Source organism: Pseudorhodobacter aquimaris (genome assembly GCF_001202025.1).
GTDB lineage: Bacteria > Pseudomonadota > Alphaproteobacteria > Rhodobacterales > Rhodobacteraceae > Pseudorhodobacter > Pseudorhodobacter aquimaris.
The window spans coordinates 124466-144904 of record NZ_LGHS01000070.1 but is presented as its reverse complement, the minus strand read 5'-3'; the positions used below and the strand labels follow the sequence as shown (position 1 = coordinate 144904).

Here is a 20439-nt window from a genome sequence, read left to right as displayed (position 1 = left end):
TCGCCCCATCTGGACAGAGGACCGATCACACCCTATCTGACAGGAATGGTAAAACACAGCGACCCAAATTCCAAACTTATCGCCGAAAACCGCCGCGCGCGGTTCGATTACGCGATTTCGGATGACATCGAGGCCGGCATCATACTGCTGGGATCCGAAGTGAAATCCATGCGCAAGGGCGGTGCGAATATCGCCGAAAGCTATGCCAGCGTCGAGGATGGTGAGCTGTGGTTGATCAACAGCTATGTCGCGCCCTATCTACAGGCCAAAACCTGGGGCCATGAGGAACGTCGCAAACGCAAGCTCTTGGTCTCGCGCAGGGAACTTGCACGGCTGTGGAACGCCACCGCGCGTGAGGGCATGACCATCGTGCCGCTGAAAATGTATTTCAACGAGCGCGGCATGGTAAAGCTGAAGATCGGTATCGCCAAGGGCAAGAAAAACGCCGACAAGCGCGAAACCTCGGCCAAGCGGGACTGGAACCGGCAAAAAGCGCGGTTGATGAAGCAAAACCACCAATAGGCCGGTTTTGAAAGGCTCCGGCCTTGCCACAGGCCCCCTATCCGCTATACCCAAAGACTTGCAGATCAGGAGCCGCAAATATGACCCCCGCACCGCAAGATGACCCTAAAACGCTGGTTTCCACCGAATGGCTGGCCCAGCATATAAATGACCCCGATTTGCGGATCATCGATGCGTCTTGGCATATGGAGGCTTTGGGCCGTGATGCGAAGGCGGAATACGCCGCCGCCCATATTCCCGGTGCGCGGTTCTTTGATATTGATGATATTTCCGATCACCGCTCAGAATTGCCCCATATGGCGCCCCCTGTCGAGAAATTCATCAGCCGGATGCGCGCGATGGGTGTGGGCGACGGGCATCAGGTGGTGATCTATGACACCTCGGGCCTGTTTTCCGCCGCGCGGGTCTGGTGGACGTTTCGCCTGATGGGCAAGGTTGACGTTGCCGTTCTCGATGGCGGTTTGCCCAAATGGCAGGCAGAGGGCCGCGAGATTGAGGATATGCCCCCGATGGTGCGCGACCGTCACATCACCGTGCAGCGCCAGTCGGGGCTGGTAAAAGATGTCACGCAGGTGGCCCAGGCCTCCAAGCTGGCTGTGACCGAGATTATCGACGCCCGCGCTGCCGAGCGTTTCAAAGGGGAGGCCGCCGAGCCGCGCCCCGGCCTGCGGGCGGGTCATATTCCGAATTCCAAGAACCTGCCCTATGGCGAATTGTTGAATGCCGATGGCACGATGAAGGCCCCTGATGCGTTGAAATCGGCCTTCAAGGCGGCAGGGATTGATCTGTCCAAACCTGCGATCACCACCTGCGGTTCGGGCATCACGGCGGCGATCGTGTCGCTGGCGCTGGAACGGGTCGGACATCGCAACCACGCGCTCTATGACGGGTCTTGGACCGAATGGGGCATGTATGAAGACCTACCCATCGCCAAGGACTAACCCCACAACTATTTGTATAAAAAGGCAAATCCGATGCTGAACGCCCTTCGCCCACAGCCGCAAGACAAGATCCTGCAACTCATCCAGATGTACAAAGAGGACCCGCGCGATGCCAAGATCGACCTTGGCGTGGGTGTCTATAAGGATGCCAACGGGCTGACGCCGGTGATGCGCGCGATCAAAGCCGCCGAAAAACAGCTGTGGGACTCGGAAACCACCAAATCCTATACCAACCTTGCGGGCGATCCGGCCTATATCACGGCAATGCAGGCGCTGATTTTGGGCGATAGCGTGACCGCCGACCGGCTGTCGGCCATCGCGACCCCCGGCGGCACAGGTGCCATCCGTCAGGCGCTGGAGCTGGTGAAAATGGCCAACCCCGATGCGACGATCTGGCTGTCGAACCCGACCTGGCCCAACCACCCGTCGATCATCAAATTCCTTGGCCTGCCAATTGCCGAGTACCGCTATTTCGACGCGGAAAGCCGCGGTGTGGATTTCGACGGTATGCTGGCCGATCTGGCACGGGCGAAAAAGGGCGATATGGTCTTGCTGCACGCCTGCTGTCACAACCCGACAGGGGCCAACCTGACCTTGCCGCAATGGTCTGCTGTGGCTGATCTGCTGGAAAAAACCGGCGCTATTCCCTTTATCGACAACGCTTATCAGGGCTTTGGCGACGGGCTGGATGAGGATGCGGCCGGCCTGCGTCTTCTGGCCTCGCGGCTGCCGGAACTTTTGATTGCGGCCTCTTGTTCCAAGAACTTCGGCATCTACCGTGAGCGGACCGGCATCCTGATCGCCGTTGCCCCCAATGCGGAAATGCACGGCGTGGTGCAGCAAAACCTCGCCTTCCTCAACCGTCAGAATTTCAGCTTCCCGCCCGATCACGGGGCGCGGCTGGTCTCGATGATCCTGACAGATCCCGCCCTGCGCGCCGATTGGCAGGAAGAGCTGGAATCCGTCCGCCTCAACATGCTGTCTTTGCGCGAATCCCTTGTGGCCGAATTGCAGCGCCTGTCGGGGTCGGATCGTTTCGGCTTTTTGGCCCAGCATCGCGGCATGTTTTCGCGCATCGGCGCCACCCCCGAACAGGTAGAGGCCCTGCGCCGCGATCACGGGGTCTATATGGTGGGCGACAGCCGGATGAACATCGCCGGGCTGAACGCGCAAAGCGTGCCGGTGCTGGCCAAGGCGATCATCGACGTCGGCGTCTGAATGTTTGATGCCGTTATCTTTGATCTCGACGGCACCCTTCTTGACACCGAGGCGCTTAGTCAGGCGGCAGGCATTGCCGCCTTTGCCGATCACGGGTTGGCGGTGGACCCTGCCTTTTTGTACGGGCTGATCGGCCATGACGATGTGACGGGGGCGGAAATGATCCGCGCCCGTTTTCCCGATCTGGATTTCACAACCCTTTTGTCGGCATGGGCCGAGCGTATCGGCGTGCTTTACGCGGGCGGCATCCCGCTTAAACCCGGCACACACCGGCTTTTGGGCGCGCTGCAACAGCCCTTGGCGCTGGCTACATCCTCTACCCGCAAGCAGTTGGATCTGAAACTATCGGTCACAGATATCGCCCCCTATTTCCGGCAGCTTATCTGTTTTGATGACGTGACAAGGGCCAAACCCGCGCCCGATCCCTATTTGTTGGCCGCACAGCGTTTGGGCGTGGATCCCGCCCGCTGTGTCGCCTTTGAAGACAGCGAGACCGGCGCGCAATCGGCGCATCTTGCGGGCATGACCGTGGTGCAGGTGCCCGATATCAACCCCGCCTCGGGGCGCTATGCCCATCTGGTCGCGCCCGACCTTTTTACAGGGGCACGCGAAATCGGTTTGCTGCCCAAATGATCTTGCCATTTCGATTCACCGCTCCTATATGAAGGGTGAGGGGTTGGCGCGGGCAAGTGCCTCGCCAACTTGGTCAGGTCCGGAAGGAAGCAGCCACAACGAGCCCCACTTGGGTCGATGTCCAGCCTCTCACCCTATCCGCGGCCTGCGTGCCGCCGCCAACGGGACGCCATATTATTCCCTCTGATAGCACCGACATTCCAACACTCGAAACCCTCGGCTGGGGTGCATATTTCGCGGTTCAACTGACCGAGGAAGACCTTGCGCATGTGCCCGCCCGCGTGGCCCATGTTCACCGCGACCGATTGGGCGTTTTGACCGAGGGCGGCCCCTGCGAGGTTGCCTTGCCCAACGGCCACCCCTCGGGCAGTTTTGCCGTGGGCGATTGGGTGCTGATCTCGGCCAGCCAATCGGTGATGCAGCGCCGTCTTGATCGCCGCAGCCTGTTGCAACGTCGCGTCCATTCCCGCGCCGGCAGCCGCAACATCGGTGAATACCGGCTGATCGGTGCGAATATCGATACGCTTTTCATCACCACCTCGTGCAACGCCGATTTCAATGTCGCGCGTCTGGAACGCTATCTGACGCTGGCGCATGATGCGGGGGTGGAGCCGGTGATCCTTTTGACCAAAGCCGATGTGGCCGATGACCCACAGGCCTATCTGGCGCAAGCGCAGGCTTTGGGGACGGATCTGGCCGTGCTGCTGCTGGATGCCCATGCGCCGGATGTGCCAGACCTGCTGGCGAAATGGACGGGTCAAGGGCAAACCGTGGCGCTTTCGGGGTCATCTGGTGTGGGTAAAACCACGTTGACCAATGCGCTGACAGGCATGTCCGTTGCCACCCAGGAAATCCGCGAGGACGATGCGCGCGGCCGCCACACCACCACGGCGCGGCATCTTTATCCTTTGCCGACAGGGGGGTGGCTGATCGACACCCCCGGCATTCGCGGGCTTGGTGTCTCAGATGCCGCCGCAGGGATCGAGGCGACCTTTGCCGAGATCACCGCCCTTGCCGCCCAATGCAAATTCCGCAATTGCCAGCATGAGCATGAGCCAGGCTGCGCCGTCCAAGCCGCCATTGCCGCCGGTGAGGTGGACCCCGAACGCCTCGCCCGCTGGCGCAAGCTAAGCGCCGAGGACAGCGCCAATACCGCCAGCTCCGGTGCGGCGATGGGCAAGGGTTACGGGATCACCAAACGCTCCAAGGGGCGGGCCTTGGCCAAACAGATCAAAGCGGCGCAAAAGCACAAGAAACGCTAGGCCAGCGCCCAAGCCATCTGCGCATCGGTTTCCACCGCACAAGGCCGCACGGCGCGCAGGCGGGCCAGCGCATCGGGCTCTCCCGCCTCCATCATCAGGCGCAGCGCGATCATCCCCGTGCGCCCGCAGCCTGCCCTGCAATGGATAATCACCCGACCGCCTTGCGCCAAAACTCTGTGCAAATCATGCGCAAGCGCGGCCCACTCCCCCGCCGGAACACCGTAATCGGCAATCGGGAAATGCCGCTGTGCAATCGCGGCGCGGGCCAAGGCCACGCGCAGCCCCGCAGGAACCTCTTCCAACAGCGTCAGCACCAGATCGGCACGCAATTCAGGCACATCGGCCGGTCTCGGGCAGGCACATAGACCCAAAACCCCGCCGCCCACCGCAATTTCTGCCAGTTCAAACGCCATTCTGCCCCCCGTTTCGCAACCATCCTATTCCGGCGGGTGGACGGGCAGCAAGCGAGTGCTTAGATTGGCGCGCAAGCCATCCAAGGGAATCCCATGTCCGATACAGCCCAGCCCGCCTATCAGGTCCTCGCCCGCAAATACCGGCCCGAGACATTCGCCGATCTGGTCGGGCAAGATGCCATGGTGCGCACGCTCAAGAACGCCTTTGCGGCGGATAGGATCGCGCAAGCCTTTATCATGACCGGCATCCGCGGGACGGGTAAAACCACCACGGCGCGAATCATCGCCAAGGGGCTGAACTGCGTTGGACCTGATGGCACCGGCGGCCCGACGACCGAGCCTTGCGGCGTTTGCGACCAGTGTAAATCCATCATGGAGGGGCGCCACGTCGATGTGATGGAAATGGATGCCGCCTCACGCACGGGCGTTGATGATATCCGCGAGATTATCGCCTCGGTCGCTTACCGTGCCACCTCGGCGCGCTACAAGATCTATATCATCGACGAAGTTCACATGCTGTCGACCAGCGCCTTTAACGCGCTGCTCAAGACGTTGGAGGAACCGCCCGCCCATGTGAAGTTCATCTTTGCCACAACCGAGATCCGCAAGGTTCCGGTGACGGTTCTGTCGCGGTGCCAGCGCTTTGACCTCAAGCGGATCGAGCCCGAAGACCAGATCGCCCTGCTGCGCAAAATCGCCCAAGGCGAAGGGGCGACGATTTCCGATGATGCCTTGGCGCTGATCACACGGGCGGCCGAAGGCTCGGCGCGCGATGCGACCTCGCTTCTGGATCAATCGATCAGCCACGGCGCGGGGGAAACCACCGCCGATCAGGTGCGCGCCATGTTGGGGCTGGCCGATCGGGGGCGGGTCTTGGACCTGTTTGATATGGTGGTGCGCGGGGATGCCGCGGCCGCCTTGACCGAGCTTGCCAGCCAATATTCCGATGGGGCCGATCCGATGGCCGTGCTGCGCGATCTGGCCGAGATTACCCATTGGCTCTCGGTGATCAAGATCACGCCCGAGGCCGCCGAAGACCCGACCACCCCGCCGGATGAACGCAAACGCGGTCTTGATATGGCGGGGCGTTTGCCGATGCGGGTGCTGACGCGGATGTGGCAGATGCTCCTCAAGGCGCTGGAGGAGGTGGCCTTGGCCCCCAACGCGATGATGGCGGCAGAAATGGCCGTTATCCGCCTGACCCATGTGGCCGACCTGCCCGATCCCGAAACCCTGATCCGCAAGCTGCAATCCACCCAACCCAGCCCCACGGGCGGCGCGCCTGCGGGTGGCGGCGGCGGGGCGGTTCATGCGACCACCCGTCTGCATGCGCCCGCGATGGGGCCAAGCCACGGCCCCACCATGCAGGGCGGGCAAGCCACGGCAACCGCCCTCGCCCCCGATGCTTTGGCGCATTACGTAACCTTTGCCCATGTCGTCGATCTGATCCGCGAACGGCGCGATATGGCGCTTTTGGTTGAGGTAGAAACCAACCTGCGGCTGGCAAGATACTCTCCGGGGCGGATCGAGTTTGAACCCACCCCCGCCGCCCCCCGCGATCTGGCGGCACGGCTTGCGGCACGGCTTCAGGGCTGGACCGGCGCGCGTTGGGCGGTGACGGTGGTCAATTCGGGCGGCGGCGCCACCATCGCCGAGGAACAGGACAAGGACCGGATCGAGGCCGAGGCCAAGGCGCTGGAGAACCCCTTGGTGCAGGCGGTGCTGACCGCCTTTCCGGGCACCAAAATCAGCGAGATCCGCCAGCCGGAACTTGAAGCCGCCTTTGAGGCCTTACCAGAGGTCGAAGATGAATGGGACCCCTTCGAAGAGGGTTGAAGCCGCAGGCCTTGCACCTTAGGTCAGATGAAACCGGAATGGGAGAATATGCGATGCTGAAAGGTCTAGGCGGGCTTGGCGATATGGCCAAGATGATGAAAACCGCGCAGGAAATGCAAGGCAAGATGGCCGAGATGCAAGAGGGGCTGGAACGGATCACCGTGACCGGCGAAAGCGGTGCGGGCCTTGTTCAGGCACGCGCAACCGCCAAGGGAGAGCTGATCGGGCTGGATATTGATCCCTCAATCTTTGTCGCCTCGGAAAAAGAAGTGGTGGAGGATCTGATCCTCGCCGCGATCAAGGACGCCCAAGGCAAGGCGAGCGAGCGGGCGCAGGCGGAAATGGGCAAGCTGACCGAGGGTCTGGGCCTTCCGCCCGGTATGAAGCTGCCGTTTTGATCCATGGCGCAGGCCCCCAAAGAAATTGAACAACTTATCGACCTGATGGCGCGTCTACCGGGGCTTGGTCCCCGGTCGGCGCGCCGTGCGGTCTTGATGCTGTTGAAAAAACGGGGGCAAGTGATGGCCCCTTTGGCGCGCGTCATGGCCAGCGTGGCGGAAAACGCGCGCGATTGCCGGATCTGTGGCAATATCAGCGGGGCCGAGGTCTGTAGCATCTGCAGCGACGAGCGCCGCGCCACCGGCGAGATCTGCGTGATCGAGGATGTGGCCGACCTGTGGGCGATGGAACGGGGACAGGCCTTTAAGGGGCGGTATCACGTGTTGGGCGGCACGCTTTCGGCGCTTGATGCCATCGGACCGGATGATCTGCGCATACCGGCACTTGTGGCACGGGTAAAGGATGAGGGCGCCCGCGAAGTCATCCTTGCGCTGAATGCCACCGTCGACGGGCAGACCACCGCACATTACATCGCCGAAGCGCTAGAGGATAGCGGGGTTACGATCACCTCACTGGCCCAAGGGGTGCCGATCGGCGGAGAGCTTGATTATCTTGATGACGGCACGATCGGGGCGGCATTGCGCGCAAGACGCCAGTTCTGAAGAGCCTACCTCATACCTGCCTGCAATTGCACTGAATTCAGACCCTCAATAGCGGACAGCAGATGCCAATGCCGCAAACACGGCTGTCCCGCCCATAAAAATGGGCAAGACATAAAATTACCTTCAAAAAAACATCGCATGCAGTATATTGAATAAAACGGGCCGGTATTCGCAATCAAACACTCAGCACGGGCAATAAGCCCCCCGGCCCTGCCGAAACCTAACGCCAGTATCTGACAAAATCATTAACTTTGGTATGAAATGCACATCCTGTTCTTGAATGGTAACGAGTTTAGGGGCACCGGGAGCGACCTCAGGCGCGCTATGTGGCACCCGTTGTTTATTGCACAAACCTTGGGGATGACGGCGATCATATTTATTTTGCGCCCCTATGATCCCTTCATGCCCGAAGACGTAATCATACGAAAACTGATCATCGCAAGCTGCGTCATTGTGTTTTTGACGGTGTTGGTCCTTCTGTTCAAACAATCCCCCCGATGGCCCATCTTTGGACGAACCTTTCCGGTGCTTGTTATCGGTGTGCTGGTGGCATCGGTCTGGGGCGTTGGCATCAGCTCATTGGTCGGCGGGCAGTTTCTTGGTCCTTGGGAATGGTTGCAACTGCTGGCATTCAACACCATTTTCACCACCCTCGGCGAGATATTTCTGGCTAGCTTCCTGCTGAAGTCGATTGTCCGCGATACAGGGCTGACGGCGCTTCCGATTGCCGCAGTCGCCCCGCCCACCCAAGAGCCGCCAAACCCTGTCAAACGCCCGCAATGGCGGGAAGTCCTGGGCAACCGGTTGATGGTGGATGACATCTGGCACCTCAAAGCAGAAGAGCATTATGTTGCTATCCATCTGCGGGACGGGCAATCCCTGCTAGCGCGCGGACGTTTGGTCGATGCGATTGCCCAGCTACCGGACACCTGTGGAATGCAGGTCCATCGCAGCCACTGGGTCGCAAAATCAGCCTTGGCTGCATTGCACCGGCAGCGAAGTGGTTTGCGGCTGGAACTGCACAATGGCCATATCATTCCCGTGGCCCGCAACCGCCAAGCAGATGTCCGGCCTTGGGCCAGCACCACCCTGCAAACCGCATAAAAAAGCACCCCGAAGGGTGCTTTTTCCAAGGATGCTATAACCTTATTTATCGTCGTCACCGTCCTCGGTATCTTCCGCATCGGGCAGATTAAAGAAGCTGTCGGCATCGGAATAGTCGGTTTTCTTCTCTTCCTGCTCCGACAGGCTGAAACTTTCAAGCCCGGCAATATTGGACGGGATTTTCGGCTCATCCGGCATGCCAAGCGATTGCTCGGTTGACACCAGCTTGCGGCGTTCGTCATCTGACATGACGGTGCCTTCGGATGCTTTTTTGCGCACCGCAACCTGAACGGCGGCGTCAAGTTCAGTCTGTTTACACAACCCGAGCGCGACCGGATCAATCGGCGTGATGTTGTTGATGTTCCAATGCGTCCGTTCACGGATCGCCTGGATCGTCGGCTTGGTGGTGCCGACCAGCTTGCCCACCTGACCATCGGACAACTCGGGGTGGAATTTCACCAACCACAAGATAGAGGCCGGACGATCCTGACGTTTGGACAGCGGGGTATAGCGCGGCCCGCGGCGTTTTTCCTCGCCAACGGCTGATGCGTTGAATTTCAGCTTCAGACGGTAGGCAGGGTCGGCCTGCGCTTTTTCGATCTCACCCGGGGCCAGCTGATTGTTGGACACCGGGTCAAACCCTTTGACGCCAATAGCGACATCGCCATCGGCAATCCCTTGCACCTCAAGCTCGTGCAAACCGCAAAAATCCGCAACCTGTTTGAAGGTCAGGGTCGTGTTGTCCACCAGCCACACGGCGGTTGCTTTGGACATCAGTGGCTTGTTCATTGCAACACTCCTTTACAATTCTCTTCCATGCCGAGAAAACGGCTGCGGGCCAGAGCCTCGCGTCTTTTCGTTTTCTGGGAAGTCTTGAACGCGTATAATAGGCCATGCAGTCAGAGGAAAGAGAAAATGCGTGTTTTTGCACTGTTGATCGGTATTGTGATGGCTTTTTCGGGGGGCATGGCACGGGCGGATGGCGAAAAAGCCGGAGATTTCGATTATTATGTGATGGCGCTGAGCTGGTCATCGAATTGGTGCGCGTTGCAAGGCGATGCCCGCGGAGAGGATCAATGCCTGCCCGGAAAGGGGTTGACCTTCACCTTGCACGGGCTTTGGCCGCAGCATGAAAGCGGCTGGCCTTCTTATTGCCGGACCTCGGCGCAGGACCCTTCGCGGGGGCAATCGGCAGAGATGGCCGATATTATGGGCGGGGCCGGGTTGGCGTGGTATCAGTGGAAAAAGCACGGGCGCTGCGCGGGGCTGTCAGCGACGGATTATTTCGCAACCGCACGCAAAGCCTATAATTCGGTGCAAGAGCCGGAGGTTTTTGCCAAGATCAACAAAACGCTGGAGGTGCCCGCCGAGGTCGTCGAAGAGGCTTTTCTGGCCGCCAACCCCGGTTTGGAAAAGGATATGATCACCGTGACCTGCCGCGCAGGCATGATCCAGGAGGTCCGTCTGTGCCTGACCAAGGATCTGGAGCCGCGCCGTTGTGGCCGCGACACCATCCGCGATTGTACCTTGCAGGACGCGGTTTTAGGCTCGGTCCGGTAAGCTCCGGCCGCGAGTTGTTGGCACGACCGGCCCTGCGGGTTAGTGGGCCACCTTCAGCACGATCTTGCCAATATGGCCGGGCGTTTCGATCCGCCAATGGGCCGCAGGCGCCTGATCGAGGGGATATTCGCTGTCCATCACCGGCTTGAAGGCCCCGCGCGCGATCATCGGCCAGACATGCTGTTCCACCTCTGCGGCAATACGCGCCTTGGCCAGATCGGATTGTGGCCGCAACGTGGAGCCGGTGATCGTCAGACGGCGCATCATCACCTCGGCAAAGTTCAATTCCACCTTTGCACCGGACAAGAAGGCGATCTGCACAAGGCGGCCGTCATCGGCAAGGCTGCGGACGTTGCGCGGCAGATAGGGGCCGCCGACCATATCAAGGATCAGATCCGCCCCGCCGACCGATTTCATCATCGCGGCAAAATCGCCCTCATGATAGTTGATCGCCTGTTCGGCCCCCAATTCGGTGCAAACCGCACATTTCTTGTCCGATCCGGCGGTGGTAAAGACTCGCGCGCCCAAGGCCTTAGCAATCTGGATCGCGGTGGTACCGATGCCCGAGGTGCCGCCGTGGACGAGGAACCGCTCTCCGGCTTTCAAACCGCCGCGCATGACCATGTTTGACCAAACGGTGAAACTGGTCTCAGGCAGGCAGGCGGCCTCACGCAGGCCCATACCATCGGGGATTGGCAGCGCATGATCCGCCGCCGTCAGCGCATATTCGGCATAGCCCCCACCGGGCAGCAACGCACAAACCGCATCCCCCACTTTCCAGCGCGTCACACCGGACCCGACAGCCGCGACATGGCCCGAAGCCTCCAACCCTGGCAGGGGCGAGGCATTGGGCGGCGGGTTATAGGCCCCTGCCCGTTGCAGCGCATCAGGACGGTTCACGCCCGCATAGGCCACACGGATCAGGATCTGCCCATGCCCCGGCAGCGGCACAGGAACCGAGCAGGGGGCGAGCACATCAGGTGCCCCCGATTGTGTGATTTCAATCGCTAGCATCGCGTCGGGAACAGTCATATCGCCTCACTTCTCACTCGGGGCCGGGGGTGTTTGGGGCCGGACCTTGCCCGGTAGGTCATCTGGTGTTTTGGGCACATCGGGCATCTTGACGCTTTGCATCGCATTGGCAACGCCGGAAAACGGCCCCGATTTTAGAAATTTTGACAGGGGATTATCGCGCAGCCCCGCTTTGACTTTTTCAATCTGCATCACATTGCCAATGCGCCGGTCAAGGAATTCCCATGTGGCGCTATGGTCAGGGCTGTCATCACCCAGCCAGAATAACACCGTCGCGCCATATACCCCCGAGAGGGTGGCGCGTTTGCTGTACCAGTTGATATCCGTGCTGCTATCACCCAACGCCCGCCAGATCGCATCCGAGGTGCCCCAGATCACCTTGGCCCCTTCGGTCGCGTTTTGCGGCAGGGAAAACAGCGTGGTGCCACGGCGCACCAACTCCTTGTCCTCAACCAGCTCCAGCCTTGTGCGCACCGCCAGCGCCACCCGGTCGGAATAGCGATACTGCGTCAGGTTCAGCGCCGCCAGCCTTGCCAGCATTTGCGCATCTCCTTGCCGGTGATAGGCCAGCGCAAGATCAATTCCACCGCGCGGGAACAGCGCGCGGGCCAATCCTTCGGCCACATCCGAATCAGCAATGGCTGCGCGGAAGGTCGTTTCGGACCAGCCATCAAAGGGCACATGCGCAAGGGCTGCGTCCAAAATCGCCTGTTTTGCTCGCTCTACCCCGTTGTCATCGGGGTTTTTCGTGGTTTGTGCCTCTTTCATCCGTGCCTCCGACCGTTGCAATAGTAGACAAGCCCATTTTGCATCGTTATACGAGCCAAGCCTGCACATCCGTGCAAATTTAACCTAGAAAGGTGGTGAAAACCACATGCAGGTCAGCGTCCGCGATAATAACGTCGAACAGGCCCTTCGGGCCCTCAAGAAAAAGCTCCAGCGCGAAGGCGTGTTCCGCGAAATGAAGCTCAAGCAGCATTTTGAGAAACCCTCCGTCAAAAAAGCCCGTGAGCAAGCAGAAGCTATCCGGCGTGCGCGCAAGCTCGCACGTAAGAAGCTCCAGCGCGAGAACGGAATGTAATTTCCGTCTTTCGGCGTAAGCGAACACTGGCGGGGCGACCCGCTGCCGATCAACCCCCCTTCGCAAGTCGGGGGGTTTTTCTTTGCCTCATTGTTTCATCGCGTGATCTGTGCAAAACCTTATGGCTACCATTCGTCACAAAGGCTGCCTGTTCAATGTCTGCAAGCATGATGTCCACCGTTATCAAGCCCATCCACCGCGAAGGCTGGCGCTTTATCCCGATCTTTGCCGTCGTGGCGCTGATCCTGTTTTTCGTGTGGGAGCCGCTTGGCTGGATCGGCGTCGGCCTGACGGTCTGGTGCTATTACTTTTTCCGTGACCCCAAGCGCGTCACCCCCGAACGCGAAGGCCTGATCATCAGCCCAGCCGATGGTGTTATTTCCCTGCTTGAACCTGCGGTCCCGCCGGTGGAACTGGGCCTTGGACCCGATGCGATGATGCGCGTGTCGGTCTTTATGAATGTGTTCAACTGCCATGTGAACCGCCTGCCGATTGCGGGGGAAATCACCAAGATCTCTTACCGGCCCGGCAAGTTTCTGAATGCCTCGCTTGATAAAGCCAGCGTGGATAATGAACGTAACTCGCTGGTGGTGCGTATGGAGGACGGCCGCGATCTGGCCGTTGTGCAAATCGCAGGGCTGGTAGCGCGGCGGATTGTTTGCGAGGTGCCCGAGGGCGCGCGCCTGCAAACCGGCGAGCGTTTCGGCATGATCCGCTTTGGCTCCCGTCTGGATGTCTATCTGCCCGAGGGGGTAGAGCCGCTGGTCTCCTTGGGCCAAACCATGGTCGCAGGGGAAACCGTTCTGGCGGATATCACCTCAACCGAGGCTGCGCGCACAGGGCGGACACGCTAATGAAAGAGCCGCTGCACAAACGCGAAAGCCTGTCCCTGATCCTGCTGTTGCCCAATATGGTGACCATTCTGGGGCTTTGTGCGGGGCTGACCTCGATCCGCTATGTGCTTTTGGGCCGTTTTGATATTGCGGCGGCGCTGATTATCTTTGCCGCACTGATCGACGGGCTGGACGGGTTGCTGGCGCGGCGGCTGAATGCAGCAAGCGATATTGGCGGGGAATTGGACAGCCTTTCGGATTTCCTCTGCTTTGGCGTGGCGCCCGGTATCCTGGTGTTTCAATTCGCCCTTAGCCGCGATTTTGCGACCGGCTGGATGTTCGTGCTGATCTATGTGTGTTGCGCCTGTTTGCGGCTGGCCCGTTTCAATGTTTCGCGCGATGAGACGCCCCCTGTGGGCAAGCCGCATTTCGTCGGCGTCCCTGCCCCGGGGGGGGCGATGCTGGCGCTGCTGCCATTGTTCTTGACCCAGCAAGGCATTCTGGATGCGCGCAGCTATCCCGAGGTTTTCGGCATCTGGATCGTGTTTGTGGCATGGCTGATGATCAGCAAGGTGCCGACGTTGTCCTCCAAGGCGATCAGGGTCAAACGTGAATGGCAAGTGGTTGTCTTGCTGGGTGCGGCCGTGGTTGTGGGGCTGATGGTCTCGCGGTTCTGGTTGCTGCTGGTGCTTTTGGATCTGGCCTATGCCGCGATCACTCTGGTTGCGATATTCCGCCATTTCCGCAAACCCAAGGCCCTGCGCGGCTGACCATAAATCGACCGCGCCAATGCCGGAAGGCATGGAATTCGGGCTCGTGCCGCGCAATACTCACCCTTACAACAAAGGGAGATCTGCAATGCACATCGGCTGTCCAAAAGAAATCAAACCGCAAGAGTTCCGTGTCGGCCTGACCCCCGCCGCCGTACGAGAGGCGGTTGCACATGGCCATCAGGTCATGGTGGAAACCGATGCCGGCACGGGCGCGGGGTTTACTGACGCCGATTACAGCGCGGCAGGGGCCACCATCGCTGCCAGTGCCGAACAGGTCTTTTCCGCCGCCGACATGATCGTAAAGGTAAAAGAACCACAGGCCGAGGAGCGCGCCCGCCTGCGCAAGGGTCAAGTGCTGTTCACCTATCTGCATCTTGCCCCTGACCGCGCGCAAACCGAGGATTTGCTGAAATCCGGCGTCACCGCGATTGCCTATGAAACCGTGACCGACGCCCGCGGCGGCCTGCCCCTTTTGGCGCCAATGTCCGAGGTGGCGGGCAGACTTGCGCCTCAAGTGGGCGCTTGGGCCTTGCAAAAAGCCAATGGCGGGCGCGGGATCTTGCTGGGCGGTGTGCCGGGGGTTTTGCCGGGCAATGTCGTGGTTATTGGCGGCGGGGTGGTCGGTACGGCTGCGGCGCGGGTGGCGCTTGGCATGGGGGCCAATGTGACCGTGCTGGACAAATCGCTGCCCCGGCTTAGCTGGCTGGATGACCTGTGGCAGGGACGGTTGATGACGCAATACGCCTCAGCGGCGAATACCGCAGAGCTGTTGAAAACCGCCGATATTGTCATCGGGGCGGTCTTGGTGCCGGGGGCGGCAGCGCCCAAACTGGTCAGCCGAGCGCAGCTTGCCAGCATGAAGCCCGGCGCGGTGCTGGTCGATGTGGCAATTGATCAAGGCGGATGTTTCGAGACCTCGCATGCCACCACGCACCAAGACCCGATCTATGAGGTGGACGGCATCATACATTACTGCGTGGCCAATATGCCGGGGGCTGTGGCGCGCACGGCAACGCTGGCCTTGGGCAATGCGACCATGCCTTTCATGCTGGCACTGGCGGATAAGGGCTGGAAAGAGGCCTGCAGGCAGGACCCGCATTTGTTGGCGGGGCTGAATACCCATCAAGGGCATATCACCTATCCGGCCGTGGGCGAGGCGTTGGGCCTGCCCGCCATCACGGGCGTTGAGGCGCTGGACCTTTAACAAAAAAAGCGGCCCGCCGGGGTTTTCCCGACCGGCCGCCCGTCTCAAATCACGATCTTAAGCGCGGCTGCGCAGCAAATCGCGGATATCCGACAACAGCTCTTCCTGGGTCGGGCCTGCGGGTGCGCCGGGGACTTTTTCTTCTTTCTTGACCGCAGCATCTTTGACGCGGTTGACCATCTTAACCAGCATAAAGACCACAAAAGCGATGATCAGGAAGTTGATGACAGCCATGACGAAGGACCCATAAGCAAACACGGCCGCACCGCTTTCACGAGCCGCTTCGAGACCGGTTCCGGGGGCGACTTCGCCGCTTAGCACCACATACATATTCGAGAAATCAATCCCGCCGATGATAAGCCCGATGATCGGGTTGATCAGATCGCCAACCAGCGATGACACGATTGCCGTGAAGGCCGCGCCGATAATGATGCCCACCGCCATATCCATCACATTGCCTTTGGCAATAAAGTCTTTGAATTCCTGGATCATATTCTGTCCCTTTTCTGATCTACGGCCTATTCCGGCCTTCAAGTCCTGTTCGCAAGAACGCTATGCCGCCGCTATGCCACAAAACAAAACGTTTAAAGAAGTAGTAAAGGATTATTTTCGGCAGAGTGGCAATATTTTGCACGATGGGCAGTATCCCAATTCAGGGACTGAAAAAAGGTCAAACTCCACTCACCTAGCGTCAACTACCCCTTGGGACGAGGAGCTGCAGCACGACGCAACCTGTCATTGATCGCGCGCCCCAGGCCAACCTCGGGAACCGGTGCAAAAGCGATGCTGCCATTCGCGCGGCTGTCGGCCACGCGCAGAATGTGAAACAGGTTGGCCGCCGCCTCTACCAGATCGCCCGAAGGCGACAGCGACATATCCGCCCCTGTGCAATCCGGGCCGAAACCCACCCAAAACTCACCCTGCGCAGGGCAGGTCACATTCAACCGCACAGCGGCCTCGGGCGCGTAATGTGATGCAAGCTGCCCCGGCGCACTGGGTTTCTGCGCATTGCCGCCCGTGGTCAGGGTTGTCCCCAAAGCCGCCTCCAGCGCCTCCGCAGGAAGGCCGCCGTGGCGCAACAGGACCGGGCCATCGACCAGCCCCAAAATCGTGCTTTCCACCCCAACGCCACAGGGGCCTGCATCCAGAACCGCCTCTATCTTGCCTGACAATCCCGCCAGAACATGCGCCGCGCGCGTGGGTGACACCCGCCCCGAAGGATTTGCCGAAGGGGCGGCAACCGGCCCGTCAAAGGCACGCAGCAAGGCACGGGCAACAGGATGGGCCGGCACGCGGATTGCCACACTGTCCAGCCCCGCCGTCACCAAGGGCGACAGGCCGGACCCTTCCACAAATGGCAGAACCAGCGTCAACGGGCCGGGCCAGAATTTTGCCGCCAGCGCCTTGGCCTGATCGGAAAACACCGCATAGGCCTGCGCGCGTTGCCAATCGGGCAGATGCACGATCAAAGGGTTGAAATGCGGCCTGCCCTTGGCCTCAAATATGCGGGCGACGGCGCGATCATTGCGCGCATCCCCGCCCAACCCGTAAACCGTTTCCGTCGCAAAGCCGACCAGCCCGCCCGCCCGCAAAATTCCGGCGGCGGCGGCGATATCATCTGGTGTTGTGCCAAAACTCTGGGTTGTTATCTGCATAAGTGACGTAGCGTTGACCTTGTCGGCGCGGGTGGCGCGGTTAAATCGAGACTTGACCCGACATACTTGTGCAATACTCTTTTGCCAAGCCAGACCGGACCATTGCCGAAGGAGAGTTTGATGCCCTACAACGCCCCCTTGACCGAATACCGGTTCTTGCTGGATCATATCGTCGGCTTCGATCAGGTTGCCGCCACCGAGACCTATGCCGATGCAAGCCCCGACACCGTAGAGGCCATCCTGTCCGAAGCGGCGAAACTGGCGCAAACCGTTCTTGCCCCCTTGCAGCGCCCCGGCGATCTGCACCCTGCCAAGCTGGAAAACGGTGTGGTGCGCACTTCGCCCGGATTTGCCGAAGGCTACCGCGCGATTGTGGAGGGCGGCTGGGTCAGCATTGCGGCTAATCCCGAGTTTGGCGGCATGGGCCTGCCGATGACACTGACAACGGCGGTGAATGAGATGATGGGCTCTGCCTGTCTCTCGTTGCAATTGAACCCCTTGATGACCCAGGGCCAGATCGAGGCGCTGGAACATCACGCAAGCGACGAGATCAAGGCGCTCTATATCCCCAAGCTGATTTCCGGCGAATGGTGCGGCACGATGAACCTGACCGAGGCGCAGGCCGGGTCGGATGTCGGCGCGTTGCGCAGCAAGGCCGAACCCAATGGCAACGGCACCTATGACATTACGGGGCAAAAGATTTATATCAGCTGGGGCGATAATGATTTTTCCGAAAACGTCTGCCATCTTGTGCTGGCACGTCTGCCCGATGGCGTGGCAGGCACCAAGGGGATCAGCCTGTTTCTGGTGCCGAAATTCATTCCCGATGATCAGGGCAATGTCGGCGCGGCCAACAGCCTTTCGGTCGTCAGCCTTGAACACAAAATGGGCCTGCATGGATCGCCCACCGCGGTCATGCAATATGACGGGGCTACCGGCTGGCTGATAGGGGAACCGCATAAAGGTATGGCGGCGATGTTCACCATGATGAACAACGCGCGTTTGGGCGTGGGCGTGCAGGGAATTTCCGTGGCCGAGGGTGCCTATCAACATGCGCTTGCCTATGCGATGGAGCGCAAGCAGGGCAAGACACCGATGGCGGGCAATGATGCCATCTCGGGCCATGCAGATGTGCGCCGGATGCTGGCCACGATGAAGGCCGAGGTGTTTTCCGCCCGTGCGATCGCGCTGGCCTGTGCCGTGGCAATCGATATGGCCAAGGCGACCGGATCCCCCGAATGGAAGGCCCGCGCCGCCCTGCTGACCCCGATCACCAAGGCCTTTGGCACCGATACCGGCATCGCCGTCGCCGATATGGGCATTCAAGTGCATGGCGGGATGGGCTTTATCGAGGAAACCGGTGCGGCACAGTATCTGCGCGATGTGCGCGTCACCGCGATTTATGAAGGCACTAACGGCATTCAGGCGATGGATCTGGTCGGCCGCAAGATGATGGACAAGGGAGAGGCCGCCTTTCGCCTGATCGAGGAGATTGAAAGCAACGCCCATGGTGTGCGCGCGCAATATCCCGATATGGCCGCCGCCGTCTGGGATGCAGCCGAAAGCCTGCGCGAGGCCACCGAAGGCCTGATCGCCCAAGAGATGAACGACCGCTTTGCCGGTGCTGTGGCCTATCAGCAGGCCTTTGCCCGTGTCTTGGGCAGCCATTACCACCTGTGCGCCGCGATGGCCGAAGGCAAGGATGGGCCGCGCACAGCATTGGCGCGGGTCGCGATCAAACGGCTGTTGCCCCAGCACAAGGCCCTCTTGGCGCAAGTCTCTCTTGGGGCAGAGGGGCTTTATGCGCTGTCGGATGCGGATCTTTTGGCATGAATGTCATGGCCGGCGGCATCCGCTATCCGTTTGAGGTTCCACCGGCAGAAGGCGAGGCGCTGGAAGTGGCCGATGGTTTGCTTTGGATGCGCCTGCCGTTGCCGATGGCGCTGGACCATGTGAATGTCTTTGCGCTGGACGAAGGCGATGGCTGGACCATCATCGACACCGGCTTTGACAGCAAACGCGCGCGGGCGATCTGGGAACGCTTGCTGGCCGGTCCTTTGGCGGGCAAGCCCGTGACGCGCATCGTGGTGACCCATTACCACCCTGACCATGTCGGGCTTGCCGGCCGGTTTCAAGCCCAAGGGGCCGAGCTGCTGACGACCCGCACCTCATGGCTTTATGCGCGGATGCTGTGTCTTGACGAACAGGCAACCCCCCTGCCCGAACAGATTGCATTCTGGCGCGGGGCGGGCATGCCCCCTGCCCTTTTGGCACAGCGCGAAAAGGAACGACCCTTCAATTTTTCCGATGTGGTGGCCCCCCTTCCTGTCGGCTTTACCCGCCTGCAAGAGGGGCAGGAAATCACCCTTGGCGGCCGCCGCTGGCGCATCCATACCGGCGATGGCCACGCGCCGGAACATGCCACCTTCTGGTCACTGGATGATCATCTGGTGCTGGGCGGGGATCAGCTTTTGCCCTCGATCTCGGCCAATATCGGGGTCTACCCGACCGAGCCGGATGCCGACCCTTTGGCCGAATGGCTGGCCAGCTGCGCACGGTTCCAGCCGATGGCCCGCCACAGCCATATGGTCTTGCCCGGTCACAAGCTGCCCTTTACCGGGCTGCCCATTCGCCTGAAGCAAATGATCGAAAACCACATCAGCGCGCTGAAACGTCTGCGCAAACACCTGCAAACACCCCAGACTGCGGCGCAGTGTTTTTTGCCTATCTTCAAGCGTGATATCACGGGCGATGCTTATGGCATGGCATTGGTCGAGGCCGTCGCCCACCTCAACCACCTCTTGCATCGCGGCGAGGTTTCCCGGACGATGGGGGCTGATGGGGTCTGGCAATGGGTGATGAATGACTGACGACGACATAATGACCGCCGCCGAAGCGATGGAAGCCAGCGCAATGCCGCAGGCCCGCGTTGTTCATTGCAACGATCAGACCCGTGCCACGCCAGAACAGCTACCTCTGCCCAAGGCGGTCGCCAAAAAACCCGTGGGTGACAAAAGCCCTGCAGAATGGGCTTATGAGCGGGTTATCCTTTACCTCAAGAATTTTGAGGAACAGCTCGACAAGGATCACGAGGTTGCCATGGGCTTTACCGGCAGCTCTGCGGGGATTTTGCGCATTGAGGGGCTGGGATATTTCGATCCCGACATCATCACCTTTTACGGATCAGATGAATCCGGTACACGGATGCAACTTATCCAGAATGTCGCCCAGCTTAACGTCGTCTTGCGGGCCATTTCCAAAAACACCCCCGAAGAGGAACCCGCCCGCCGCATCGGCTTTCGTCTGGCGCAAAATCTGGGCGAGGGCGAAGAAACAACCGAGAATTAGCCCTCCATCCCCCGTGACAGCAT

General features: G+C 60.3%; 23 protein-coding genes and 1 other RNA gene. 18 read left to right on the top strand and 6 right to left on the bottom strand.

Annotation, left to right across the window (positions count from 1 at the left end; all coding sequences use genetic code 11):
* The first annotated feature begins 45 nt into the window (after positions 1-45).
* From smpB to rsgA, 6 genes are all read left to right on the top strand, one after another.
* On the top strand, positions 46-522 hold the full coding sequence (smpB, locus tag AKU94_RS15095; RefSeq protein ID WP_050528162.1) for an SsrA-binding protein SmpB: 477 nt from the start codon (positions 46-48) through the stop codon (positions 520-522).
* A gap of 80 nt (positions 523-602) precedes the next feature.
* Positions 603-1463: a 3-mercaptopyruvate sulfurtransferase gene (gene sseA, locus AKU94_RS15090; RefSeq protein WP_050528083.1), complete on the top strand. Its 861-nt coding sequence runs from the start codon at positions 603-605 to the stop codon at positions 1461-1463.
* Between the two features lie 33 nt (positions 1464-1496).
* On the top strand, positions 1497-2681 hold the full coding sequence (locus tag AKU94_RS15085; protein WP_050528082.1) for an amino acid aminotransferase: 1185 nt from the start codon (positions 1497-1499) through the stop codon (positions 2679-2681).
* Positions 2682-3314: an HAD family hydrolase gene (locus AKU94_RS15080; RefSeq protein WP_050528081.1), complete on the top strand. Its 633-nt coding sequence runs from the start codon at positions 2682-2684 to the stop codon at positions 3312-3314.
* 36 nt (positions 3315-3350) lie between these two features.
* An RNA gene (gene ffs, locus AKU94_RS19350) (signal recognition particle sRNA small type) lies at positions 3351-3449 on the top strand.
* A 14-nt stretch (positions 3450-3463) separates the two neighbouring features.
* Positions 3464-4576 carry a ribosome small subunit-dependent GTPase A gene (gene rsgA / locus AKU94_RS15075; RefSeq protein WP_232295779.1) on the top strand — a complete coding sequence of 371 codons (1113 nt, stop codon included), beginning with the start codon at positions 3464-3466 and terminating at the stop codon, positions 4574-4576.
* Here the strand turns inward: rsgA and AKU94_RS19345 are convergent.
* A complete protein-coding gene (locus AKU94_RS19345; RefSeq protein WP_083445084.1) occupies positions 4573-4989 on the bottom strand; it encodes a protein-tyrosine phosphatase family protein in 417 nt (138 codons plus the stop codon). The two genes, rsgA and AKU94_RS19345, sit on opposite strands and share 4 nt — an antisense overlap.
* 93 nt (positions 4990-5082) lie before the next feature.
* On the opposite strand from AKU94_RS19345, the gene AKU94_RS15065 reads away from it, so the two are divergent.
* From AKU94_RS15065 to AKU94_RS15050, 4 genes are all read left to right on the top strand, one after another.
* Complete coding sequence (locus AKU94_RS15065) at positions 5083-6825, top strand: DNA polymerase III subunit gamma/tau (RefSeq protein ID WP_050528080.1); 1743 nt, start codon at positions 5083-5085, stop codon at positions 6823-6825.
* Positions 6826-6878: 53 nt separating this feature from the next.
* Positions 6879-7223, top strand: a complete 345-nt coding sequence (locus AKU94_RS15060; RefSeq protein WP_050528160.1) for a YbaB/EbfC family nucleoid-associated protein — start codon at positions 6879-6881, stop codon at positions 7221-7223.
* Positions 7224-7226: 3 nt separating this feature from the next.
* Positions 7227-7826, top strand: coding sequence for a recombination mediator RecR (recR, locus tag AKU94_RS15055; protein ID WP_050528079.1), 600 nt, complete (start codon positions 7227-7229; stop codon positions 7824-7826).
* Between the two features lie 324 nt (positions 7827-8150).
* Positions 8151-8930 (top strand): LytTR family DNA-binding domain-containing protein, encoded by a 780-nt coding sequence (locus AKU94_RS15050; RefSeq protein ID WP_198144921.1) that lies wholly within the window; start codon positions 8151-8153, stop codon positions 8928-8930.
* Positions 8931-8972: 42 nt separating this feature from the next.
* Here AKU94_RS15050 and AKU94_RS15045 read toward each other — a convergent pair whose 3' ends face one another.
* Positions 8973-9719, bottom strand: a complete 747-nt coding sequence (locus AKU94_RS15045; protein ID WP_050528077.1) for a DUF1013 domain-containing protein — start codon at positions 9717-9719, stop codon at positions 8973-8975.
* Positions 9720-9845: 126 nt separating this feature from the next.
* Between AKU94_RS15045 and AKU94_RS15040 the strand changes: the two genes are divergently transcribed.
* Positions 9846-10490, top strand: coding sequence for a ribonuclease T2 family protein (locus AKU94_RS15040; RefSeq protein WP_050528076.1), 645 nt, complete (start codon positions 9846-9848; stop codon positions 10488-10490).
* Between the two features lie 39 nt (positions 10491-10529).
* On the opposite strand, the gene AKU94_RS15035 is transcribed toward AKU94_RS15040, so the two are convergent.
* Positions 10530-11522, bottom strand: a complete 993-nt coding sequence (locus AKU94_RS15035; RefSeq protein WP_050528075.1) for an NAD(P)H-quinone oxidoreductase — start codon at positions 11520-11522, stop codon at positions 10530-10532.
* 6 nt (positions 11523-11528) lie between these two features.
* Positions 11529-12290: a COQ9 family protein gene (locus tag AKU94_RS15030; RefSeq protein WP_050528074.1), complete on the bottom strand. Its 762-nt coding sequence runs from the start codon at positions 12288-12290 to the stop codon at positions 11529-11531.
* Positions 12291-12396: 106 nt separating this feature from the next.
* Here AKU94_RS15030 and rpsU point away from each other — a divergent pair, with 106 nt between their 5' ends.
* The 4 genes from rpsU (at position 12397) to ald (ending at position 15413) form a co-directional block, all read left to right on the top strand.
* A complete protein-coding gene (gene rpsU, locus AKU94_RS19340) occupies positions 12397-12603 on the top strand; it encodes a 30S ribosomal protein S21 (RefSeq protein WP_083445082.1) in 207 nt (68 codons plus the stop codon).
* Between the two features lie 155 nt (positions 12604-12758).
* The gene (locus AKU94_RS15020) at positions 12759-13457 is read left to right on the top strand and encodes a phosphatidylserine decarboxylase (RefSeq protein WP_050528072.1); all 699 of its coding nucleotides are present in this window, start codon (positions 12759-12761) and stop codon (positions 13455-13457) included.
* The gene (gene pssA / locus AKU94_RS15015; protein WP_232295778.1) at positions 13457-14206 is read left to right on the top strand and encodes a CDP-diacylglycerol--serine O-phosphatidyltransferase; all 750 of its coding nucleotides are present in this window, start codon (positions 13457-13459) and stop codon (positions 14204-14206) included. Before AKU94_RS15020 ends, pssA begins: the two co-directional genes overlap by 1 nt.
* Before the next feature lie 88 nt (positions 14207-14294).
* Positions 14295-15413: an alanine dehydrogenase gene (gene ald / locus AKU94_RS15010; protein ID WP_050528071.1), complete on the top strand. Its 1119-nt coding sequence runs from the start codon at positions 14295-14297 to the stop codon at positions 15411-15413.
* A 57-nt stretch (positions 15414-15470) separates the two neighbouring features.
* Here the strand turns inward: ald and mscL are convergent, their stop codons facing one another.
* Both mscL and AKU94_RS15000 read right to left on the bottom strand, forming a co-directional pair.
* Positions 15471-15905 (bottom strand): large conductance mechanosensitive channel protein MscL, encoded by a 435-nt coding sequence (gene mscL, locus AKU94_RS15005; RefSeq protein ID WP_050528070.1) that lies wholly within the window; start codon positions 15903-15905, stop codon positions 15471-15473.
* Positions 15906-16108: 203 nt separating this feature from the next.
* Positions 16109-17068, bottom strand: coding sequence for an L-threonylcarbamoyladenylate synthase (locus tag AKU94_RS15000; RefSeq protein ID WP_050528069.1), 960 nt, complete (start codon positions 17066-17068; stop codon positions 16109-16111).
* A gap of 120 nt (positions 17069-17188) precedes the next feature.
* Between AKU94_RS15000 and AKU94_RS14995 the strand changes: the two genes are divergently transcribed.
* From AKU94_RS14995 to AKU94_RS14985, 3 genes are read left to right on the top strand one after another with little or no spacing between them, the layout of a single operon-like run.
* Positions 17189-18901: an acyl-CoA dehydrogenase gene (locus AKU94_RS14995; RefSeq protein WP_050528068.1), complete on the top strand. Its 1713-nt coding sequence runs from the start codon at positions 17189-17191 to the stop codon at positions 18899-18901.
* Positions 18902-18906: 5 nt separating this feature from the next.
* Positions 18907-19938 (top strand): MBL fold metallo-hydrolase, encoded by a 1032-nt coding sequence (locus AKU94_RS14990; protein WP_050528158.1) that lies wholly within the window; start codon positions 18907-18909, stop codon positions 19936-19938.
* Entirely contained in the window at positions 19931-20416 is a 486-nt protein-coding gene (locus AKU94_RS14985; RefSeq protein ID WP_050528067.1) for a DUF6173 family protein, read from the top strand. The genes AKU94_RS14990 and AKU94_RS14985 overlap by 8 nt, the downstream gene beginning before the upstream one ends.
* Positions 20417-20439: the final 23 nt, after the last annotated feature.